Source organism: Longimicrobium sp., from assembly GCF_036399935.1.
In the GTDB taxonomy this organism is placed as follows: Bacteria; Gemmatimonadota; Gemmatimonadetes; order Longimicrobiales; family Longimicrobiaceae; genus Longimicrobium.
Window position 1 is genome coordinate 244,901 of sequence record NZ_DASWMD010000016.1, and the last position, 21,774, is coordinate 266,674.

Annotated in this window: 22 protein-coding genes; all 22 read left to right on the forward strand. The window is 70.6% G+C overall.

Translation table 11 applies throughout. The features are described from left to right. Nucleotides 1-524: 524 nt before the first annotated feature. The 22 genes from aroF to VGB24_RS05785 all read left to right on the forward strand — a co-directional run bounded on the left by aroF (nt 525) and on the right by VGB24_RS05785 (nt 21,774). Nucleotides 525-1,577: a 3-deoxy-7-phosphoheptulonate synthase gene (gene aroF / locus VGB24_RS05680; protein ID WP_331071995.1), complete on the forward strand. Its 1,053-nt coding sequence runs from the start codon at nt 525-527 to the stop codon at nt 1,575-1,577. After that, a complete protein-coding gene (locus VGB24_RS05685) occupies nt 1,574-1,876 on the forward strand; it encodes a chorismate mutase (RefSeq protein WP_331071996.1) in 303 nt (100 codons plus the stop codon). Before aroF ends, VGB24_RS05685 begins: the two co-directional genes overlap by 4 nt. Then, entirely contained in the window at nt 1,873-2,691 is an 819-nt protein-coding gene (locus VGB24_RS05690) for a prephenate dehydrogenase (protein WP_331071997.1), read from the forward strand. The genes VGB24_RS05685 and VGB24_RS05690 overlap by 4 nt, the downstream gene beginning before the upstream one ends. A gap of 90 nt (nt 2,692-2,781) precedes the next feature. Then, nucleotides 2,782-3,588, forward strand: a complete 807-nt coding sequence (locus VGB24_RS05695) for a M48 family metallopeptidase (RefSeq protein WP_331071998.1) — start codon at nt 2,782-2,784, stop codon at nt 3,586-3,588. Between the two features lie 755 nt (nt 3,589-4,343). Beyond that, complete coding sequence (locus tag VGB24_RS05700; RefSeq protein WP_331071999.1) at nt 4,344-4,664, forward strand: FmdB family zinc ribbon protein; 321 nt, start codon at nt 4,344-4,346, stop codon at nt 4,662-4,664. Then, the gene (gene argS, locus VGB24_RS05705) at nt 4,665-6,371 is read left to right on the forward strand and encodes an arginine--tRNA ligase (RefSeq protein ID WP_331072000.1); all 1,707 of its coding nucleotides are present in this window, start codon (nt 4,665-4,667) and stop codon (nt 6,369-6,371) included. 702 nt (nt 6,372-7,073) lie between these two features. Further along, nucleotides 7,074-7,997 (forward strand): PfkB family carbohydrate kinase, encoded by a 924-nt coding sequence (locus tag VGB24_RS05710; protein WP_331072001.1) that lies wholly within the window; start codon nt 7,074-7,076, stop codon nt 7,995-7,997. Continuing rightward, nucleotides 7,990-9,027, forward strand: a complete 1,038-nt coding sequence (gene purM / locus VGB24_RS05715; RefSeq protein WP_331072002.1) for a phosphoribosylformylglycinamidine cyclo-ligase — start codon at nt 7,990-7,992, stop codon at nt 9,025-9,027. The genes VGB24_RS05710 and purM overlap by 8 nt, the downstream gene beginning before the upstream one ends. A 10-nt stretch (nt 9,028-9,037) precedes the next feature. Next, nucleotides 9,038-10,096, forward strand: coding sequence for a hypothetical protein (locus tag VGB24_RS05720; RefSeq protein WP_331072003.1), 1,059 nt, complete (start codon nt 9,038-9,040; stop codon nt 10,094-10,096). Nucleotides 10,097-10,437: 341 nt separating this feature from the next. Next, nucleotides 10,438-11,529 carry a bifunctional diaminohydroxyphosphoribosylaminopyrimidine deaminase/5-amino-6-(5-phosphoribosylamino)uracil reductase RibD gene (gene ribD, locus VGB24_RS05725; protein WP_331072004.1) on the forward strand — a complete coding sequence of 364 codons (1,092 nt, stop codon included), beginning with the start codon at nt 10,438-10,440 and terminating at the stop codon, nt 11,527-11,529. 800 nt (nt 11,530-12,329) lie between these two features. Then, nucleotides 12,330-12,986: a riboflavin synthase gene (locus VGB24_RS05730; protein WP_331072005.1), complete on the forward strand. Its 657-nt coding sequence runs from the start codon at nt 12,330-12,332 to the stop codon at nt 12,984-12,986. Further along, nucleotides 12,983-14,035 carry a class A beta-lactamase gene (gene bla / locus VGB24_RS05735; protein ID WP_331072006.1) on the forward strand — a complete coding sequence of 351 codons (1,053 nt, stop codon included), beginning with the start codon at nt 12,983-12,985 and terminating at the stop codon, nt 14,033-14,035. Before VGB24_RS05730 ends, bla begins: the two co-directional genes overlap by 4 nt. 29 nt (nt 14,036-14,064) lie before the next feature. Then, complete coding sequence (locus VGB24_RS05740) at nt 14,065-15,288, forward strand: bifunctional 3,4-dihydroxy-2-butanone-4-phosphate synthase/GTP cyclohydrolase II (protein ID WP_331072007.1); 1,224 nt, start codon at nt 14,065-14,067, stop codon at nt 15,286-15,288. A gap of 299 nt (nt 15,289-15,587) precedes the next feature. Beyond that, entirely contained in the window at nt 15,588-16,082 is a 495-nt protein-coding gene (gene ribE, locus VGB24_RS05745; RefSeq protein WP_331072008.1) for a 6,7-dimethyl-8-ribityllumazine synthase, read from the forward strand. Next, nucleotides 16,079-16,513, forward strand: a complete 435-nt coding sequence (nusB, locus tag VGB24_RS05750) for a transcription antitermination factor NusB (protein WP_331072009.1) — start codon at nt 16,079-16,081, stop codon at nt 16,511-16,513. Before ribE ends, nusB begins: the two co-directional genes overlap by 4 nt. Beyond that, nucleotides 16,510-17,619, forward strand: a complete 1,110-nt coding sequence (locus VGB24_RS05755; RefSeq protein ID WP_331072010.1) for a glycosyltransferase family 4 protein — start codon at nt 16,510-16,512, stop codon at nt 17,617-17,619. Before nusB ends, VGB24_RS05755 begins: the two co-directional genes overlap by 4 nt. 641 nt (nt 17,620-18,260) lie before the next feature. Further along, a complete protein-coding gene (hprK, locus tag VGB24_RS05760) occupies nt 18,261-19,211 on the forward strand; it encodes an HPr(Ser) kinase/phosphatase (RefSeq protein ID WP_331072011.1) in 951 nt (316 codons plus the stop codon). After that, nucleotides 19,204-19,620 carry a hypothetical protein gene (locus VGB24_RS05765; RefSeq protein WP_331072012.1) on the forward strand — a complete coding sequence of 139 codons (417 nt, stop codon included), beginning with the start codon at nt 19,204-19,206 and terminating at the stop codon, nt 19,618-19,620. The genes hprK and VGB24_RS05765 overlap by 8 nt, the downstream gene beginning before the upstream one ends. After that, complete coding sequence (locus VGB24_RS05770) at nt 19,595-20,077, forward strand: PTS sugar transporter subunit IIB (RefSeq protein WP_331072013.1); 483 nt, start codon at nt 19,595-19,597, stop codon at nt 20,075-20,077. The genes VGB24_RS05765 and VGB24_RS05770 overlap by 26 nt, the downstream gene beginning before the upstream one ends. Before the next feature lie 7 nt (nt 20,078-20,084). Next, entirely contained in the window at nt 20,085-20,756 is a 672-nt protein-coding gene (locus VGB24_RS05775; protein WP_331072014.1) for a PTS sugar transporter subunit IIC, read from the forward strand. Next, on the forward strand, nt 20,753-21,493 hold the full coding sequence (locus tag VGB24_RS05780; RefSeq protein ID WP_331072015.1) for a PTS system mannose/fructose/sorbose family transporter subunit IID: 741 nt from the start codon (nt 20,753-20,755) through the stop codon (nt 21,491-21,493). Before VGB24_RS05775 ends, VGB24_RS05780 begins: the two co-directional genes overlap by 4 nt. Nucleotides 21,494-21,504: 11 nt before the next feature. After that, the gene (locus tag VGB24_RS05785; protein WP_331072016.1) at nt 21,505-21,774 is read left to right on the forward strand and encodes an HPr family phosphocarrier protein; all 270 of its coding nucleotides are present in this window, start codon (nt 21,505-21,507) and stop codon (nt 21,772-21,774) included.

Sequence of the window (21,774 nt, forward strand, 5' to 3'; positions counted from 1 at the left end):
GTGCTCCCGCCCGATGACGATTAGCCTTCACCCCATGAGCATCTGCGCGCGCACCTGGTACCGCGGCTACCGCTACTACGGGTTCCCCAACGGGAGTCCGGGGCCGGCCGCGCGCGTGTAGCATCCGCTCGCCACAGGCATCCGAAGGCTCCCGGAATCCCCGGGGGCCTTTTTGTTTGCTTGCATTTCCGCCACCGTGCGGCAGGAGAACGACCGATGATCATCGTCACGCGTCCGAGCGTCACCGACGCCGAGCTGGACATCATATCAACCGGGGCGAATTGCGACCGGAATGCGACAAGTTTCTGCACTTGTGCGCCCGCTCCGGCGTGGTTACCGTTGATCTCACGCGCATCTACCCGTGCATCTGCCGCCACCGCTGCCACTATTACGGGTTTGCCAACGGGAGTCCGGGGCCGGCCTCGCGCGTGTAGCATCCGCTCGCCACAGGGTCCCAAGGCTCCCGGAATCGCTGGGAGCCTTCTGCTTGCCCGCCCCCGCCACACACCGCAGGAGAACGACCGATGATCATCGTCACCCGTCCGAACGTCACCGACGCCGAGCTGGACAACATCCGGGAGCGCATCGAAACGCTCGGCATGCGCACGCACCTGTCGCGCGGCGAGCACCGCACCATCATCGGCTGCATCGGCGACGAGACGCTGCTTCACGAGGCCGCGCTGCTCAGCATCGCCGGCGTGGAATCGGTGCACCCCGTGCTCAAGCCGTACAAGCTGGCCTCGCACGAGTTCTCCAACGGGCCCTCCATCGTGCGCGTGGGCGATTCGGCCGAGGTGGGCGGGCGCGCGCTGGCCATCATCGCCGGGCCGTGCTCGGTGGAAGGGCGCGACATGCTGCGCGAGACGGCGCGATCCGTGGCGGCTTCGGGAGCGGGGATGCTGCGCGGAGGTGCCTTCAAGCCGCGCTCGTCGCCGTACGCCTTCCAGGGGCTGGGCGAGGCGGGCCTGAAGATGCTGGCCGAGGTGCGCGCCGAGACGGGGCTGCCCATCGTCACCGAGGTGATGGACACGCGGCAGGTGGAGATGGTGGCGGAATACGCGGACGTGCTGCAGATCGGCGCGCGCAACATGCAGAACTTCTCGCTGCTTTCCGAGGTGGGGCGGGTGCAGCGCCCGGTGCTGCTCAAGCGCGGGATGAGCGCCACCATCAAGGAGTTCCTGATGGCGGCCGAGTACGTGATGGCGCAGGGCAACCGCGACGTCATCCTGTGCGAGCGCGGCATCCGCACCTACGAGACGGCCACGCGCAACACGCTCGACATCGCGGCCATCCCCGTGCTCAAGGCCGAGACGCACCTGCCGGTGATGGTGGACCCCAGCCACGCCGGCGGCCGGGTGGACCTGGTGGCGCCGCTCTCCTTTGCCGCCATCGCCGCGGGGGCAGACGGACTGGTCGTGGAGGTGCACCCGACGCCCGAGACGGCCCTGTCCGACGGCGACCAGTCGCTGACGCTGCAGAACTTCGAGAAGCTGATGCGGCAGATCCGGCCCTTCGCCGAGGCCGCCGGACGCACCGTGGCCGGCCCGCGCACGGGCCTGCGCGTGGAGGCGGCATGAGCGCGTCCACGGAAGCCGACTGGTCTACCGAGGCCGAGCTGGAGCGCCTTCGCGACGAGATCGTGGAGGTGGACCGCGCCATCGTGGGGCTGATCGCGCAGCGGGTGGAGCTGGCGCGCCGGGTGGGCCCGCTGAAGCGCGCGCTGGGGATGCCCACGTTGGATCCGCCCCGCGAAGCCACCATCGTCCGCCGCGCGGGCGCCCTGGCGCGCGAGGCCGGCCTGGCGGAAGACGACGTGCGCTACATCTTCTGGCACCTGGTGGGCCTCAGCCGCCGCGTGCAGCTGGAGCAGGAATGATCGAGTCCGCCGCCGTCATCGGCCTGGGCCTGATCGGCGGCTCGCTGGCCCGCGACCTGGCGGCGAAGGGCGTCCACGTGTTCGCGGGGGACCGTGACGAGGCGGCGGTGCGGGCGGCGGCGGAGCAGGGGATTGCCCGGCCGCTGACGTGGAACGAGCCGGTGGACGTGGTCGTGCTCGCAGCTCCCGTCGTTGCCGCGCGCGAGCTGCCGGGGGAACTGGCGGGCAGGATGGAGGGCGTGCGGCTGATCACCGACGTGGGAAGCACCAAGCGGTCGATCGTGGACGCGGCCGAGCAGTTGGGGATCGGCGATCGTTTCGTGGGATCGCATCCCTTGGCCGGCGATCACCGAAGCGGATGGGATGCGTCTCGCACCGGCCTGTTCGTGGGCGCGCCCGTGTACCTGTCGCCCTGCCGATCCACCGATGCCGATGCCGTGGAACTCGCGCGGGAGCTGTGGACGATGGTCGGTGCGGTGCCGGAGGTGATGGACGCGGCCGAGCACGACCGGCGCCTCGCCTGGACGAGCCACCTCCCCCAGGCCGCCTCGACCGCGCTGTCACGCGCGCTGGCCGCTGCGGGCATCGCGCGATCCGACCTCGGACCCGGCGGCCGCGACGTCACGCGCCTGGCCGGCAGCTCGCCCGAGGTGTGGGCCGACATCCTGGCAGACAACGCCGACGAGGTTCTTCCCGCGCTCGACGCCCTCGAAGTGGAGATGCGCGGCCTCCGCCAGGCCGTCGCCAGTGGCGACCGCGACCGGCTGCGGCAGTTCTTGGCCAGCGGGCGGGAATGGCACGCGCAGCATCCGTGATGGCGCGCATCATGAAGTGGGGCGGCCGACGCGTTGCCGGCGAACATGATCGCACACGGGGGGACGATAGTGACTCGGGCACCATCTCGCATGCTCGCGCGGACCGGCCGGCTTATCGGCGCCGCCCTGCTCCTGGCGGTGGGGGCCTGCGGCGGAGACGTGGGCCTGGACGAGGAGGCGGAACTCGGCGCCGAGTACGCGGCCCAGGTCAAGGCCGAGGTGCCGCTGATCACCGATCCCGCGGCCGTCGCCACCCTCAACCGGATGGGCGACGAGCTCGTCGCGCGCGCCCACTCCACCGGGCGCGAGTACACCTTCTACCTGGTGGACTCGCCCGAGGTGAACGCCTTCGCCATTCCCGGCGGCCACATCTTCGTCAACCGCGGGCTGATCGAGACGGCCGACCAGCACTCCGAGTTCGCCGGCGTGCTCGGGCACGAGATCGCGCACGTGACGGAGCGGCACGGCATCGAGCAGATGAAGAAGCAGCGCGGCGCGGGCACGCTGGTGACGCTCGTCTACGTGCTGCTGGGGCGCGAGCCGGGGGTGGTGGAGCAGGTGGCCATTCAGGCGGGCGGCTCGGCGCTCTTTGCCAAGTACGGCCGCGAGGCGGAGCGCGAGGCCGACATGCGGGCGGTGCAGACCCTGCCCGCGGCGGGATACGATCCGGAAGGCGTGGCCACCTTCTTCGAGGACCTTCTCAAGCAGCAGGCGCGCGAGCCCGGTCTGCTCGACACCTGGTTCGCCAGCCACCCCACCAGCCAGGAGCGGGTGCAGAACGCTCGCACCATGATCCGCACGCTGAACGTGGACCGGCAGGGCCTCAAGGACGACACCCCCGAATACCAGGCCTTCCGCAAGCGCATCCTCCAGATGGGCACCCGCGCACGCCCCTGAACCCGGGGCTTACGCGAACGCCTTGGAAACGCGCGTTGTCATCCCGAAGAAGCGGCCACCCGGCACCCGCCCACGCGCCAAAGACGGCAGCGACTGAGGGATCCGCCACACACTGCGCGCATGGCCCCCACACCCGCGGAAGCAGCCTGGCCTTTCCCTTCCGGCGAAGGCGCCCAAAATCAAAGACCAGATCCGTGCAGCCGGAATCGCCGCGATGATCCCCGACTGTGTGGCGGATCCCTCAGTCGCTGCGATCCATGGTGTACGGGCAGGCTCACCGGCGCCGCTCCATCGGGATGACAGAGCACGCGCCGCACCTGCCGGAGCGCGATCGAATTCTCCCTTTCCCCTGCGAAGCGGGGGAGAGGGCCGTGGAGAGGGGGCTACCGAGGCGTGCACCGGCAGCCGGTCAAAGCGCACCCACGCCCAGAACCAAGGTGTGTCCGCGAGGACGAAGCGTCATCCGAGCTGTGTGGCGGATCCCTCAGTCGCTGCGGTCCGTCGTGTACGGGCAGGCTGGCCGGGGCCGCTCCATCGGGATGACATCCGGTCCGCCGAAGCGCGCAAGGTACTCCGACGCAACCTCAGACGAAGTTCTCCCCTCTCCGCACGCAGTTTGTGCGGGGAGGGGCTGGGGGTGGGGCCAACCCGGGCCGGGGGAGGGGGGTCTCCGTTGCCGCACCCGCCCCCGCGGATTACCTTATGCGGGTTTGTGACGAAAAGGAACAAGCGACCGAAATACAGGCGTTCCATCCATGCCGACGTACGAGTATCGCTGCCCCGAGTGCGGCAACGACTTCGAGAAGTTCCAGAAGATGTCCGACGAGCCCATCGCTGACTGCCCGGCGTGCGGCAAGCCGGCGCAGCGTCGCATTTCCGCGGGCGCGGGCCTCGTCTTCAAGGGGAGCGGCTTCTACATCACCGACTACCAGCGCGGCGAAGGCTACAAGAAGGCCGCCGAGAGCGACGGGGGCGCCAAGCCCGCCGAGAGCAAGCCGTCCACCGAGACCAAGGCAGCCGATACCGCGGCCGCGGCCCCCAAGGCCGAGCCCAAGCCGGCACCCAAGAGCGAGTAGATGCCGGTAGAAAAGCTGCAGCGGGAAATCGCCCGCGCCCTGGGCGAGATGGGCGTAAGCGAGCCGGGCGCCATCGTCCTGGAGCGCCCGCGCAACCCGGAGCACGGCGACTGGGCCACCAACGTCGCGCTCGCGCTCGCCAAGCCGCTGCGCAAGGCGCCGCGCCAGATCGCCGACGAGCTGGTGGGCCGCATCGACGCGTCCGCCGCGGGCATCCGCTCGGCCGAGGTGGCAGGGCCCGGGTTCATCAACTTCCGGCTTTCCAGCGACTACCTGCGCGACGGGCTGGTGCGCATCGTCAGCGAAGGCGACGCGTACGGCCGGTCGAACGCGGGGCAGGGGAAGCCGGTGAACGTGGAGTTCGTTTCCGCCAATCCCACCGGTCCGCTGCACATCGGCCACGGGCGCCAGGCGGCGATGGGCGACGCCGTCGCCGAGCTGCTGGCGTGGGACGGGTGGGCCGTCGAACGCGAGTACTACTACAACGACGCGGGCGAGCAGATCGCCCGGCTGGCCCGCAGCGTCTGGGCGCGCTACCAGCAGGCGGTCGGCAGCAACGTGGCGTTCCCCGAGGATGGCTACCACGGCGGATACGTCGGCGAGATTGCCCAGTCTCTCTCGGCCGAGCACGGCGACCGCTGGCGGGGCGACGAGTCCGCCGACGCGCTCGACGAGATGCGGCGGTACGCCGTAAAGGTGCTGCGCGAGGAGCAGAACCGCGACCTCGAGGGCTTCCGGGTGAAGTTCGACACCTTCTTCCTGGAGTCGTCGCTGTACGGCGGCGGAGCGGTGGAAGACACGATCCGGCGGCTGCGCGAGACGGGGCTGGTGTACGAAAAGGACGGCGCGCTCTGGCTGCGGACCACGGAGTACGGCGACGACAAGGACCGGGTGATGGTCAAGAGCACCGGCCATCCCACGTACTTCCTGCCGGACGTGGCCTACCACGTCAGCAAGTGGGAGCGCGGCTTCCAGCGCGCCATCAACGTGCAGGGCGCCGACCACCACGGGACGACGGCCCGCGTGCGCGCCGGATTGCAGGCGCTGGGGCTCCCGGCGGGCTATCCCGAGTACGTGCTTCACCAGATGGTGCTGGTGATGCGGGGCGGCCAGGAGGTGAAGTTCAGCAAGCGCGCGGGCGACTACGTGACCATGCGCGAGCTGTACGACGAGGTGGGCGTGGACGTGGCGCGCTATTTCTTTTTGATGCGCCGCGCCGAGGCCCAGCTGACCTTCGACCTGGACCTGGCGCTGGAGCAGTCCGACCGCAACCCGGTCTACAAGGTCCAGTACGCCCACGCGCGGATGTGGTCCATCTTCCGCCGCGCGGAAGTGGACCCGGCCACGCTGGATGCCACGTCGGCGGACCTGTCGCAGCTGTCCCACGAGTCCGAGGCGGAGCTGGCGAAGTTGCTGCTGCGCTTTCCGGAAGAGGTGCACCTTTCGGCCGAGGCGCACACGCCGCACGCGATCTGCGCGTACCTGGAAGAGGTGGCGGGCGCGGTGAACTCGTGGTACCACGCCGGCAACCGCGACGCCACGCTCCGCGTGATCGGCGCCGAGGTGACGCCCGAGCAGTCGCGCGCGCGGCTGGTGCTTGCGCGCGCGGTGCAGGTGGTGCTGCGCAACGGCCTGGCCCTGCTGGGCATCAGCGCGCCCGAGCGGATGGACCGCGCCGAACCGGCGGAGACGGCGGAAGCGGCGTAGCCGGCCGGAGCACCGCAGGGGGCCGACGCGGCGCAGCCGGTCGAGGCGACGCAGTCGGTCGAAGCACCGCAGCCTGTCATCCTGAGGCCCAGGCGAACGACACTGGCCCGTAGTACCAACGTCGCGGGCCGAAGGATCTAGCGGCGGACACGTACAAGCCAGGGCGCGGCAGCGGTCACGAAAGCCCGGGCCTCGGCTGCCGTGGGGCCCTCACCCGGCCGCGCTGACACGCGTGCCACCCTCTCCCACAAACAGCGTGGGAGAGGGGGTACACTTCGGGGTGGGGTGCGTCAGGGCCAGTTCGGTGCGCGGGCCGGTGCCCCCCATCCCCAACCCTTCCCCCGCAAACTGCGCGGGGGAAGGGAGCCAGTCGGGTGCGCGAAGCCAGCTGAAGCGCACTTCAGGTCTCCCCCTCCCCTGCGCAGCGGGGGACGGGGGCCGGGGGGAGGGGGCTCCCAAGGCATGCGCCGTATTCAGCCCCCACCGGCACGAAGTTCCCCCCTCTCCGCACGTAGTTTGTGCGGGGAGGGGCCGGGGGAGGGGCCCCCGCGCGGCATGCACCAAACCCAGCCTCACCCGGCACGAAGTTCCCCCCTCTCCCGCGCGGTTTGCGGGGGAGGGGCCGGGGGAGGGGGAACGACCGAAACCGCGGGCCCGCGAGGGCCCTTCACACATACGCACTCACCTCTACGCACCAGGACCATGTCCCTTCTCGTCGTCGGCAGCGTCGCGCTCGACACCGTCGAAACCCCCTTCGGCCGCGCCGAAGACGCCTTGGGCGGCTCGGCAACCTTCTTCTCGGCGGCCGCGTCGCTGCTGCACCCCGTGCAGCTGGTGGGCGTCATCGGGGACGACTACCCGGTAGACGCGCTCAACTTCCTGGCCGAGCGCAACGTGGACCTCGCCGGCCTGGAGCGCGCCAAGGGCGAAAGCTTCCGCTGGTCGGGCGTGTACAGCTACGACCTGAACTCGCGCGAAACGCTCGAGACGCGCCTGGGCGTGTTCGCCGACTTCACGCCCAAGATCCCCGATCAGTTCCGCGATGCCGAGTGGGTGTTCCTGGGCAACATCGACCCGGAGCTTCAGATCGGCGTGCTGGACCAGGTGCACAAGCCGCGGTTCGTGGCCTGCGACACCATGAACCTGTGGATCGAGATCAAGCGCCAGCGGCTGGTGGAGCTGCTGGGCCGCGTAGACCTGCTGATGGTGAACGACAGCGAGGCGCGCCAGCTTTCCGGCCAGCACAACCTGTCCAAGGCCGCCCGGTGGATCCTGGACCGCGGGCCGCGCTACCTGATCATCAAGAAGGGCGAGCACGGGGCCATCCTGTTCACCCCGCACAGCACCTTCTTCGCCCCCGGCTACCCGCTGGAAGACGTGTTCGACCCCACCGGCGCCGGCGACGCCTTCGCGGGCGGCTTCATGGCGCACCTGGCGCAGTCGGGCCGCCTGGAAGACGCCGACCTGCGCCGCGCCGTGGTCTACGGCTCGGTGCTGGGCTCGTACGCGGTGGAAAAGTTCTCGGTGGAGCGCTTCAAGGACCTCACCGCCGAAGAGATCGAGGAGCGGGTGAAGCACTTCCACGAGATGACCGTCTTCGAGCTGCCCGTGGGCGCCGGTGTCTGAGCAGCCCGGCCTGTCGTACGCGGCCGCGGGCGTCGACATCGACGCGGCCCACCAGGCCATGCAGGGCGTGGCGGCGCTGGTGCGGTCCACGGCCACGCCGGACACGCTGTCGGAGCTGGGCTCGTTCGGCGGGCTGTACCGCGTGCCCCGCGGCGCGCGCCAGCCCGTGCTCGTCGCCTCCACCGACGGCGTGGGCACCAAGCTGAAGGTGGCCTTTTCCACCGGCCGCCACGGCACCGTGGGCGAAGACCTGGTCAACCACTGCGTCAACGACATCCTGGTGCAGGGCGCCCGCCCGCTCTTCTTTCTGGACTACGTGGGCCTGGGGCGGCTGGAGCCTGGCGTGGTGGAGGAGTTGGTGTCGGGTGTGGCGCGCGGCTGCCGGAACAACGGATGCGCGCTGCTGGGCGGCGAAACGGCCGAGATGCCCGACATGTACCAGCCCGGCGAGTACGACCTGGCCGGCACCGTCGTGGGCATGGTCGAAGAAGACCGCGTGCTGGATGGGAAGGCGATCCGCGCGGGCGACGCCATCGTGGCGTTGGCCTCCACCGGGCTGCACACCAATGGCTACTCGCTGGCCCGACGCATCGTCTTCGACCGGCTGGGGCTCGGGGCCGATTCCCCCTTCCCCGGCGAGGACGCCAGCGTGGCCGACGTGCTGCTGCGTGTCCACAAGTCGTACCTCCACTCGTTGTATCCGCTGATCGAGGCGGGGCGGGTCCGCGGCCTGGCGCACATCACGGGCGGGGGGCTGGTGGACAACGTGCCCCGCATCTTGCCGGAGGGGCTGGACGCGCGGTTCGATGGCGCGTCGTGGCAGGTGCCCAACCTGTTCCGCGTGCTGCAGCGGGAGGGCGGGGTAGAGGAGATGGAGATGTACCGCGCCTTCAACATGGGCGTGGGGATGGTGGCCGTGGTGGCCGCGGACGAGGCGGATGCCGTCGTGCGCGACCTGTCCGCCGCGGGGGAGCAGGCATGGATCGCCGGGGAGATCGTCCCCGGCGCGGGCACGGTGGTCCTGAGCTGAGGAGGATGGGATGCGGGTGAACAACATGCGCGCCGCGATCGTCGCGGCGCTGGTGGTGAGCGCGGCCCCGCTGGCCGCGCAGAACGACGTCCATACGGTCTGCCACGAGTTTCCGAACAATGCCGAGGCGCGGGATCGCTGCGGGCTGGTGGCGCAGGCGCTGGATGCGGCGCAGCCGCAACTGGGCATCCTGATGGCGGGGGGCAACCCGACCCTGGGCACCGCGAGCACCGGCGGCGTCCGGCTGGGGCTGATCCCCCGGGTGAGTCTCACGGGGCGGATCAACGTGGTGGCCGCACGGCTGCCCGACATCCGCCAGGAGGCGGAGGACGAGGCCAAGCAGTTCAGCCTTCCCGCACCCGCGGTGGGTGCCAACCTGTCGATCGGACTTACGCAGGGGTTCAGCGTTGCACCGATGATCGGCGGGCTCGGCTCGATCGACCTGCTCGGCGGCGTGAGCGTGCTGCCGCTGGAGCTGGTGGGCGACGACTTCGGCGATAACGCCTTCTCCTGGGGCGCCGGGGCGCGCGTGGGCCTGTTGCGCGAGTCGTTCGTAACGCCGGGGGTGTCCGTCTCGGTGATGTACCGCAAGCTGGGGAACGTGAGCTTCGGCGACGTCTGTGAGGGTACGGAAACGCAGGACCCCACCAACCCGAACCGCCGGCTGTGCGACGGAGGGGTGGGCGAGGGCGACTTCGGCGAGATCTCGTTCGGGCTGAACAACTGGAGCACGCGGGCGGCCGTCAGCAAGCGGCTGCTGGGGCTGGGGCTCACGGCGGGCGTGGGCTACGACAAGTTCGACACCGACGCCGACTTTGCCGTCCGCGGCCCGGTGCTGGTCAACAACGCTCCCGTCGAGCGGGTCTACCGATTCGGGGACGTCGCCGTGGAAAACGATCGCTGGTCCGCGTTCCTCAACGGCTCGTTCACTGTGCTGGTGGCGTCCCTGGTCGGTGAGGTGGGGTGGATGCAGGGCACCGATCCTATCGAGGGCTTCCCGGACGAGAGCGACTTCGACGCCAAGGAAGGGACCTTCTTCGGCAGCCTGGGATTCCGGCTTTCCCTGTAGGGGGAAGTGCGTTAGTGCGTTAGTGCGTTAGTGCGTTAGTGCGAAAGTCGGACGCGCACCGTAGTCCAGCCGCACACCAGAGCGCTGTCATCCAGAGGCCCGAGCGCACCGCACTGGCACGCAGCACACGCGTCGCAGGGCCGTGGGATCTAGCCGAGGCCACGAACAAGCCCGGGGCGCGGCAGCGGCACGAAACCCCGAGCCGCGTCCCGGGCCGTCGCCCGAGACCGTGACGGGCGACTGAAGTCGCAGCAACGACCACACGAAGTCCACCTTCGTGGACTGGCTGATCATCGTGCCGGGGCGGGTGAAGAGCCCGCCCCGGCTTCGTTTTGGGGGCCGTGAGCGAAGTCAGCGAGCAGGATCGCGGGTGGATGCGGCGGGCCATCGCGCTCGCGGCCAACGGGTGGGGCAGGGTGGCCCCCAACCCGATGGTCGGCTGCGTGATCGTGCGCGACGGGAAGGTCGTCGGCGAGGGATGGCACACGGAGTACGGCCGCCCCCACGCCGAGCCCGAAGCCCTGCGCGCCGCAGGGGAGCAGGCGCGCGGCGCGACGGCGTACGTCTCGCTGGAGCCCTGCAGCCACTGGGGAAAGACACCGCCCTGCACCGACGCGCTGATCGCGGCCGGTGTGCGGCGCGTTGTTTTCGGCGGGTTCGATCCCAACCCCAAGGCCGCCGGCGGCGCCGACGTGCTCCGGGCCGCGGGGATCGAGGCGGTCGGGGGCGTGGAGGAGCAGGCGGTCCGCGACCAGAACGCCGTCTTCTTCCACGCCCACTCGCCGCTCGGCGCCGAGCGCCCATTCGTCGCGCTGAAGCTGGCGATGTCGCTCGACGCCCGCATCGCCGACCGCGACGGGCGCTCCGTATGGATCACCGGCGAAGAGTCGCGCGCCGAGGTCCACCGCCTCCGCGCGGGCTACGACGCGGTGGCGGTCGGCATCGGCACCGCGCTCGCGGACGATCCGCAACTGACGGTGCGTGGTCCAGTGACGCCGCGCATCCCGCCCGCGCGCGTCGTGTTCGACCGCACGTTGCGGCTGCCGCCGGACTCCACCCTCGTCCGCACCGCTGGCGAAGTCCCCACGTGCGTCGTCGCCGCGCCCGATGCCCCTGCCGACCGCCGCCGCGCGTTCGAGCAGGCGGGCGTAAAGATCGTCATCGGGCAGTCGCTTCCGGAGCAACTGCGCGCGCTCCGCGATGCCGGCGTGCGCTCGATGTTCGTGGAAGGCGGTTCCACCCTCGCGTCCGCGCTGCTGTCGGCGGACATCGTGGATCGCATGTACCTGTTCTACGCCCCCCTGCTGATCGGCCCGGAGGGGATGGCACCGTTCGGCGGGATCGCGAACCCGCCGCTCGGGGACGCGGTGCGCTGGCGCGCGATCGAGACGCAGGTGTTCGGCGCGGACACGATGGTCACACTGGCGCGGTAACTCGCCGTTGCGACGGCACGGCCGTGCGCCGAACGGAGAACTTCACGCCCGTTTCGGCGGGGTTCTGCGCATCCGCGGCCGCCCCCCATCCCCAACCCTTCCCCCGCAAACTGCGCGGGGGAAGGGAGCCAGCCGGGTGCTCGTGGCAAGCGGGACGCACGGGGCTGGCGGATGCAGTCCGCGAAGGCGGACTTCGGGCCGTCGTTGCCGCGGATTCATCCGCCCCAGCAGAGCCGAGGCCTCGGCAACGGTGACCGCTGCCGCGCCCCAGTATCAAGGCATCCTCGGGTAGATCCGACGGCGCGCGAATTCGGGGGTACGGGCCGGTTCGGTGCGCTCGCGCCTCTGGATGACAGACGGTTGCGTACCAATGATTTGGATGCGCATCATACAGGTGTGTACCCCCTCTCCCACGCTGTTTGTGGGAGAGGGTGGACGAGCATAGGCGAGGACGGGTGAGGGCCCCACGGCAGCCGAGGCCTCGGTAACGGTGACCGCTGCCGCGCCCCGGCATCAAAGCATCCTCGGCTAGATCCGACGGCGCGCGAAGTCGGGGGTACGGGTTGGTGCGGTGCGCTCGCGCCTCTGGATGACAGACCGGCGTGCGTATTCGATGGGTGCAGTTGAAGCCCCGAACGGGACGCGTCCGCGGTCCGTGTCGGGGCTTACCGCTTTTCGAGCGGCGGGTTCACCCGCTCACGAGGCACCGAAGCCCTCGCCAGCGCCGTGCTAAGAGCGTAAGTTTGCGCCCGCGCCGACGATGGCGCGGGCGTCGTCACATCCAGCGAGACCGGATCGCCTTGTTCACGGGCATCGTAGAAGAAGTCGGTACCATCGCCGCCGCAGAGCCCGAGGGCAACGGCGTGATCTTCACCGTGCACGCCCGCACCGTGCTGGACGGTATGGGCCTGGGCGACAGCGTCGCCATCGAGGGCGCCTGCCTGACGGTCACCTCGTTCAGCGATGACGGCTTTACCGTGCAGGCCATTGGCACCACGCTGGAGCGCACCACGTTCGGCGGCTTTCGGCCGGGGCGGCGCGTGAATCTGGAGCGTGCGCTGGCGTTCGGGGCGCGGCTGGGCGGGCACCTGGTCGCCGGGCACGTGGACGGCGTGGGCAGGGTGACGCGCATCGAGCCGCGCGAAGAGCTGGTGCTGATCGACTTCACACTCCCCGAGGAAGTGGTCGGCGTGACGGTGCTGCACGGGTCCATCACGCTCAATGGCATCAGCCTGACGGTGAACGACCTGCCGGAGCCCGGCGTCTGCCAGGTGTCCATCATCCCGTTCACAGGGGATCACACCTCCATCGGCGACTTGAAGGTCGGGGACGCGGTGAACGTGGAGGGCGACATGATCGGCAAGTTCGTCCGCAATCTCCTGGGCGCCCCCGTGCGCGGCGGCGAGCCCGGCGGCGCGGCGCGCGAGCACGTTCTGCGCGCGTGGGGGTACCAGTGAGCGCGCGGCTGCTCGCCTTCGTCCTCATGGCCGCGGCGTGCGACGCGCCCGCGCCCCGGGCGGACGCCCCGGCGACGGAGAGCACGCAGGCCGTGGCGGATACCGCGGTGCCGACATCGAGCGCGCCCGCCGCGGAGACCATCGACAGCCTGGCCGCGATCGTCGCATCGTCCGGCGGCAGCGTGGGAATCGTCGCGGTGCACGTGGAAACCGGGCGTCGTGTGGAGCACCTGCCGGCGGAAGCGTTCCCGATGGCGAGCACGTACAAGCTCCCCATCGTGCTCGCGGTGCTGGCCCAGGTGGACAGCGGCCGCATCTCGCTGGACGATTCGATCGACGTGATGCCATCCGACTTCCGGCTCGCCCCCAGCCAGATCGCCGATTCGGTCGGCGCGTCGGGCGGCAAGGCGACCGTGGGCGCGATGATCCGGTCGGTGATGATGTACAGCGACAACACCTCCGCTGACCGCCTGATGAAGCTGGCGGGCGGCCCGCAGGCGGTGACGGCGCACGTCCGGTCGCGCGGTATCGACGGCATGCGGATCGACCGCTACGAAGGCGAGGTTCACTGGCAGTACAACGGCGTGAACGACGTTCCTCCGCCAGCCGAGTGGACCCTGGCCGAGTTCAACCGCCGCATCGCGGCCGTTCCCGCGGCCGAGAAGGAAGCGGCGCGCGCACGGTTCTGGGACGATCCGCGCGACACGTCCACCCCCGCGGCGTTCGCGGCGCTGCTCGTGCAGGTGCATCGCCGCGAAGCACTTTCGGCCACCAGCCAGCGCGTTCTGCTGGACGCCATGGAGCGCTCGCCGACCGGGCGCGGCCGCATCCGCGCGCTGCTGCCGGCGGGGACCACGGTGGCCGACAAGACGGGCACCATCGGCCGCACGACCAACGACGTCGGCCTGATCACCCTGCCCGACGGGTCGCACGTAGCGCTGGCGGTCATGGTGAAGATGTCCACGCGCACCAACGCGGACGAGGAGCGCACCGTCGCCCGAGTGGCGCGGGCCGTGTATGCCCACTTCGCGCGAGAGCCGAAGTCCTGATTTTTGATCTTGCAGACGGCGAGGGAGAGATGCCGTTCGATACGATAGAAGCAGCGCTGCGCGACATCCGCGACGGCAAGATGGTGATCGTCGCCGACGACGAGGACCGCGAGAACGAGGGTGACCTCGTTTGCGCGGCCTCGGCCGTTACGCCCGAGATCATCAACTTCATGGCCACGCACGGCCGTGGGCTGATCTGCCTGGCGCTCACCGCCGAGCGCGCGGACGAGCTGGAGCTGAAGCCCATGAGCGAGCACAACACCGAGGCGCTGCAGACGGCGTTCACGGTGTCCATCGATGCCGCCCATCGTTTCGGCGTCACCACGGGCATCAGCGCCTGGGACCGCGCCAAGACCATCCAGGTGTGCCTGGACCCCGCGACCAAGCCGGGCGACCTGCGCCGCCCCGGCCACGTCTTTCCGCTGCGCGCCCGCGCCGGCGGCGTGCTGCGGCGTGTGGGGCAGACGGAAGCGTCGGTGGACCTGGCGCGCCTGGCCGGCCTGGAGCCCGCCGGGGTGATCTGCGAGATCCTGAACGAAGACGGCACCATGGCGCGCCGTCCGCAGCTGGAGGAGTTCGCCGCGCGGCACGGGCTGAAGTTCATCACCGTCGCGCAGATCGTGGCCTACCGGCTGAAGCGCGAGCGCCTGGTTCACCGCGAGGCCGAGGCGATGATCCCCACGCCCACCGGCGACTGGCGCATCATCGCCTACCGCAACGACGTCGACCAGCACGAGCACGTGGCCATGGTCAAGGGCGAAGTGCAGGGGCAGGACCGCGTGATGGTGCGCATGCACTCCGAGTGTCTGACGGGCGACGTCTTCCACTCCATGCGCTGCGACTGCGGCGAGCAGCTGGACGCGGCCATGCGGCAGATCGACGCCGAGGGGCGCGGGGTAATCGTGTACCTGCGGCAGGAGGGGCGCGGCATCGGGCTGGTGCACAAGCTTCGCGCCTACAACCTGCAGGACCAGGGGATGGACACGGTGGAAGCCAACGAGGCGCTGGGCTTCCGCGCGGACCTGCGCGACTACGGCATCGGCGCGCAGATCCTGCTGGACCTGGGGCTGCAGTGCGTGCGCATCCTGACGAACAACCCCAAGAAGATCGTGGGGCTGGACGGCTACGGCCTGTCCGTGTCGGAGCAGGTTCCGCTGTCGGTGGAGCCCAACCCGCACAACAGCGGCTACCTGCGCACCAAGCGCGAGCGGATGGGGCACGTGTTCTCGCTCGAAGGCGAGGATGCGGCGTAGAACGGCAGTGCGTGAGTGCGTGAGTGCGTGAGTGCGTGAGTGCGTGAGTAGGCGCGCCGCGGTCGCCGGCGCACTGTGTCATCCAGAGGCGCAAGCGCACGGCGCCAGCACCTGCTCTCGAGTTGGCGCGCCGAAGGATCTAGCCCTGAACCGCATCTCGACCAGGGCGCGGCAGCGGCACGGAACTCCGGTCCGCCGGGGCATGAGCGTGAACGAAACGAAGGATCGAGCATCGCAGCCGGCCACACGGACCGGCACAGGCACGAGGACCCTTGGCACCATGATCCCAGGGCACTGACTTGATCGAACATCACGGGCAGATCCGCGGCGAAGGCAAGCGCTTCGGCATCGTCATCAGCCGCTTCAACGACCTGATCACCCGCCAGCTGCTGGCCGGCGCGCGCGACTGCCTGCGCCAGCACGGCGTGGCCGACGACGCAATCGAGGTCGTCTGGGTCCCGGGCGCCTGGGAGATCCCCGGGCCCTGCCGCATGCTGGCGGAAACGGGCAGCTACGACGCGGTGATCGCGCTCGGATGCGTGATCCGCGGGTCCACGCCGCACTTCGACTACGTCGCGGGGACGGCGGCCAACGGGCTGGCGGCCATCGGCGTGAACTCGCGCGTCCCCATCGTCTTCGGCGTGCTGACGACCGACACCATCGAGCAGGCCATCGAGCGGGCGGGCACCAAGGCCGGCAACAAGGGGTGGGACGCCGCGATGGTGGCCATGGAGATGAGCGACCTGTACGCCCGCCTGGGCGACGGGTCCATCGGCGGCAAGGAGGCCCGGTGAACAACCGGAGCCGTGCCCGCGGCTGGGCGCTGCAGGCGCTGTACGCCTGGGAGCAGCGCGGCGGCGACGTGTCCCAGGCGATTCCCGTGCTCCACGGCCTGTTCGAAAACCTCCGCGTGTCGCCCGCCAACCGGCCGTATTCCGAGGTCCTCGTGCGCCTGGTGGCGACGAACCTGCCGCGGATCGACCGCGCCATCGTGGAGTCGCTCACCAACTGGCGGATGGAGCGCCTGTCGGTGATCGACCGCGCCATCCTGCGGCTGGGGACGGCGGAGATGATGTTCGTGGACGACGTCCCCGCACGGATCGTGATCCGCGAGGCCATGCAGCTCGCGGAAAAGTACGGCACCCACGAGAGCGCGCGGTTCGTCAACGGCGTGCTGGACGCGGTGATGCGGCGGGTCGCGCCCGGGGAGTCTGCCCCGGCGTGAAGATCCTGGTCCTGAACTGGCAGGACCTCGCCAACCCGCAGTCCGGCGGGGCAGAGATTCACCTGCACGAGATCTTCGGGCGGCTGGCGCGGCGCGGGCATACGGTGCACGCGCTGGTCAGCGGCTGGCCGGGCGCCCCCGCCCGCGCCCAGGCGGACGGAATGGAGATCCACCGCACCGGCGGCCGCAACACCTTTTCCCTCGCCGCCCCCGCGTACTACCGCAAGCACCTGGCGTCCGAGCCGTGGGACGTGGTGGTCGAGGACCTGAACAAGGTCCCGCTCTTCACCCCGTTCTGGGTGCGCCGCCCGCTCGTCCTGCTCGTTCACCACCTGTTCGGCGCGACGGCCTTTCGCGAGGCCTCTGTGCCCTTCGCGGCGGCCACCTGGCTGCTGGAGCGTCCCATCCCGCGCGTCTACCACGGGCTTCCTACGCAGGCCGTTTCTGAGAGCACCGCCGACGACCTCGCTTCGCGCGGCCTGCGGCGGAGCGACATCACGGTCATCCACAACGGCGTGGACCTCGCCTTCTTCTCCCCCGATTCCTCGCTCACCCGTCCGCCGGAGCCGACGTTCCTGTACGTGGGACGGCTGAAGAAGTACAAGCGCATCGACCTCGCCATCGAGGCCGTGCACCTGCTGAAGGAGCGCGGCCACCCGGCGCGCCTGCGCATCGCCGGCCGCGGCGACGACGAGCCGAACGTGCGCGCGCTGGTGGACCGCTTGGGCGTGGACGACCGGGTGAGCTTCGAGGGATTCGTGAGCGAGGAGCGCAAGCGAGAGCTGCTGCGCACCAGCTGGGCGAACGTTTTGCCATCGCCCAAGGAGGGGTGGGGGATCACCAACGTGGAAGCCGGCGCCTGCGGCACGCCCGCCGTCGCGGCGGACTCGCCCGGGCTGCGCGAATCGGTGGTCCACGGCGAGACGGGCCTGCTGGTTCCCTACGGCGACGCGCCCGCCCTGGCCGACGCGCTGGCCTCGCTGACGGCGGAGCGCGTCGCACTTCTCGGCACCGCCGCCCGCCGCTTCGCCGAGGGCCTGTCCTGGGACCGCGCGGCGGATCGCACGGAAGCGCACCTGGCGGCGGTCGCCCCCCAGCCACGCTGACACCTGCGAGCCCTGTCATCCTGAGGCCAAGCCACGCCACACTCCCCCGCAAACCCTTACCTGGCGGGCCGAAGGATCTAGCCGCGGACGGGTAACAACCTTGGGCGCGGCAGCGGTCACCGTATCCGAGGCCTCGGCTGCCGTGGGGCCCTCACCCCGCCGCGCTGACACGCGTGCGACCCTCTCCCACAAACAGCGTGGGCGAGGGGGTACACCCCAGTCGATAGCACGACTCCAGCCGAAGCGCGATCGAATTCTCCCTTTCCCCCGCTTGCGGGGGAGAGGGCCGGGGAGAGAGGGCGGCCAGGGGCATGCGCCGGGCTCCCCGAAGCGCACCGTTCCTCGCCGACATCCCCGTCGGACGCACAGGCCCAGCCGAAGCGCGGTTCAGGTCTCCCCCTCCCCTGCGCAGCGGGGGACGGGGGCCGGGGAGAGGGGGCTCCCGCGGCATGCGTGGCACCGTGTCGAACCCCGATCGAAGTTCTCCCCTCTCCGCACAGCAGTACCGTGCGGGGAGGGGCCGGGGGAGGGGCCGGTTTGCGGGGGAGGGGGAACCCGTCGCACCAATGTTGCGTGCGCATCCACCCCCGAACCGTTATTCTACCGGGCCGGCCCGGAGCCACCCAACCAGAAGGCGCGAATTGACGGTTGACGACCTGCTGCGCTCCAAGCGCGAATCGCTGGCGCTGGAGCTCCTGACCGACGAACGCGGGCTGTCGCGCACCATCCACACCCCCGACATCAGCTCGCCGGGACTGGTGCTCACCGGCTACACCGAGCGCTTTCCCGCCGAGCGCATGCAGGTGCTGGGCGAAACCGAGGTCGCCTTCCTGGAGTCGCTCGACGAGGACCGCCGTCGCGCCGCGCTCGAGGTGTTCCTGGCGTTCGACATCCCGGTCGTCTTCGTCACCAAGGGGCAGACCCCGCCGCCGCCGCTGCTGGAGCTGGCCAACCACACCGGCACCCCCGTCATCCGCTCGGCGCTCAAGACCGCCGAATTCTACACCCGCATCAAGCCCTTCCTGGAAGAGCGGTTCGCGCCGCGGACCACCCTCCATGGATCATTGGCCGACGTGTACGGGGTAGGACTGCTGTTCGTGGGCAAGAGCGGCATCGGCAAGAGCGAGACGGTGCTCGACCTGGTGGAGCGCGGGCACCGGCTGGTGGCCGACGACCTGGTGATGATCACCCGCCGCGGCCACGAGGTGCTGATCGGCAAGGGGCACGACCTGCAGCGGCACCACATGGAAATCCGCGGCGTGGGGATCATCGACATCCGCACCATGTTCGGCGTGCGCGCCATCCGCCAGCAGAAGCGCATCGAGGTGGTGGTGCAGCTGGAGATCTGGGACGAGAACGCGGTGTACGACCGCACGGGGCTGGATACCAGGACCATGGACATCCTGGGCATCCCCGTGCCGATGGTGACGGTGCCGCTGGTGCCGGGAAAGAACATCACCGTGGTGTGCGAGGTGGTGGCCATGAACCACCTGCTGAAATACTCGGGCGTCGACACCGCCCGCCTGTTCAACCAGCGGCTGCAGGCCCGCATGGCGGGGGTGTCGGACTACCTGGAGGAAGATTATGAATGAGCCGGTGCGGGGGCTGGTGGTGAGCCACGCGTCGCTGGCCGAGGGGCTGGTGCAGTCCGTGCGGCAGATCGCCGGGGCCGACGCCGGTGCCCTGGTGGCCGTGAGCAACGAGGGGTGCGGGCCCGAGGCCCTGCAGCGCAACGTGCTGCAGGCGCTGGGCGATGGGCCGGGGATCGTCTTCACCGACCTGCCCAGCGGCTCGTGCGCCTTCGCCGCGCGCAAGCTGTCGCTGGAGCGCGAGGACACGGCGGTGGTGTGCGGGGTGAACCTGCCCATGCTCCTGGATTTCGTCTTTCACCGCGAGCTGCCCCTCCCCGAGCTGGTGGACCGGCTGGTGAGCAAGGGCAAGTCGTCGATCACCGGCCAGTGCCGGGAAGGGGCGCATGCCGATCGTGCTGTTTCGGGTTGACGAGCGCCTGATCCACGGGCAGGTGGTGGTGGGATGGGGCGGGCCCCTTCACGCCGACCGCATCGTGGTGGCCGACGACGAGATCGCCGCCAGCCCGTGGGAACAGGAGCTGTACTGCCTGGGCGTGCCGCCCGAGATCGACGCCGTGTTCGTCACGGTCGACGAGGCCCGGCGCCGCATCTCCGAGTGGAAGGGCGGGCGCCGCGTGATCGTCCTGGTGCGCGACGTGGCCACGGCGCGCCGCGTGGCCGAGGGCGGCGCGCTGGCGGGCGAGGAGGTGAACCTGGGCGGCATCCACCACGCCGAGGGGCGCACCCGCGTGCTGCCCTACCTGCACCTGGGACCCGGCGACGGGGATGCATTGCGCGAGATCGCCGCGTCCGGGGCCGAGGTGTCGGCGCGCGACCTTCCGGCCACGCGAAAGGTGATGCTCGACGAGCTGCTGGCGGGAGGCTGACCGGCCCATGGTCCCCGACGTTCCCATCCTGCTGCTGCTGGGGCTGCTGGGCGGCGTGCTGGCGCTGGACGGAACCTCGTTCGGCCAGTTCATGCTGTCGCGCCCGCTGATCGCGGCGGGGCTGGCGGGGATCGTCACGGGGAGCCCGCACGCGGGGATCGTCATCGGCGTGCTGCTGGAGGCGCTGCAGCTGGCGGTCCTTCCCGTCGGTGCCGCGCGCTACCCCGAGGCCGCCCCGGCGGCCGTGGCCGCGGCGGGGGCGTACGCGGGGGCGGCGGTGGACGTGCCGGTGGCGCTGATGGCGGCCGTCGTCTTTTCCATGGCCTGGGGGCGCGTGGGCGGGACGACGGTGGAGTGGCTGCGGCGCACGAACGTGGGCATCGCCGTGCCGGGCGACGGGCAGCGGGTCTCGCCCGGGGACTTGGAGCGCATGCACCTCAAGGCGCTGGGGCTGGACTTCGTCCGGGGCGCGGTGGTGACCATTACGGGGCTGCTGGTGCTGGGGACGCTGCTCGAGACGCTGGGGTGGATCCCCTTCCAGGAGCACTGGACGCGGCCGGCGCTGGCGCTTTCCGCCGCGGGGGCGCTGGCGTCGTCGCTGCGGCTGTTCGGCCGGCGCCGGCTGCCGCTGTTCTTCGCGGGCGCCGCGGCCGGGCTGGCGGTGCTGTGGCTGAAGTGAGCCCGCTTCCGCGCGGCGTACGCCGGGCGATGCTGCTGCGCAGCTTCGCGGTGCAGGGGTCATGGAACTATCGCACGCTGATCGGCACGGGGATGGCGTTCGTGCTGGCGCCCGCGCTGCGGCACGTGCACGCGGGCGACGCCGAGCGGCTGCGGGCCGCCGTGGCGCGGCACGCCGAACTGTTCAACGCGCACCCGTACCTGGCCACCGTCGCGGCCGGCGCCATCGCGCGGCTGGAGGCCGAGGGCGCCCCCCCGGAGCTGGTGGGGCGCTTCAAGAACGCGCTGCGCGGCTCGCTGGGCTCCATGGGCGACCGCCTGGTGTGGCTGACCTGGCGCCCCGCCTGCGCCCTGCTGATGGTGGCGCTGCTGCTGGGCGGCGCGCCCTGGGGGGTGGCGGTGGCGGCCTTCCTGGTCTCGTACAACGCGCTTCACCTGTGGATGCGCGTATGGGGGCTGAACGCGGGGCTGCGCGACGGGCTGCAGGTGGCCCGGGCGCTGCGCGAGGCGCCATTCGAGCGGCTGGGGGACTGGGCGGGGTCGGCGGGGGCCTTCCTCGCGGGATTGGCCGCGGTGCTGGCCGTGGGATGGGGAGAAACGCCGGGCCTTCCGTACACCGCGCTGGGCGCCGCGGCGCTGGCGGCGGGGGTGCTGCTGGGCCCGCGCGTGCGGATCGTGGCGGGGATCGGGCTGGCGGCGCTGCTGATCGCCGGCGTGGTGCTGGCGAGCAACTCATGACCTGACAGGGGATGGAACACCAGACCGAAGTCACCATCGTCAACAAGTACGGCTTGCACGCGCGGCCGGCGGCGGAATTCGTGAAGCTGGCCAACCGCTACCGCTCCGACGTGTGGATCGGCAAGGACGACGTGGAGGTGAGCGGCAAGAGCATCATGGGGGTGATGATGCTGGCCGCCGAGTGCGGATCGTCCGTGCGCATCCGCGCGGCCGGCGACGACGCGCGCGAGGCGGTGGACGCCCTGGCCGCGCTGGTCAACGGCCGCTTTGGCGAGGAGTGA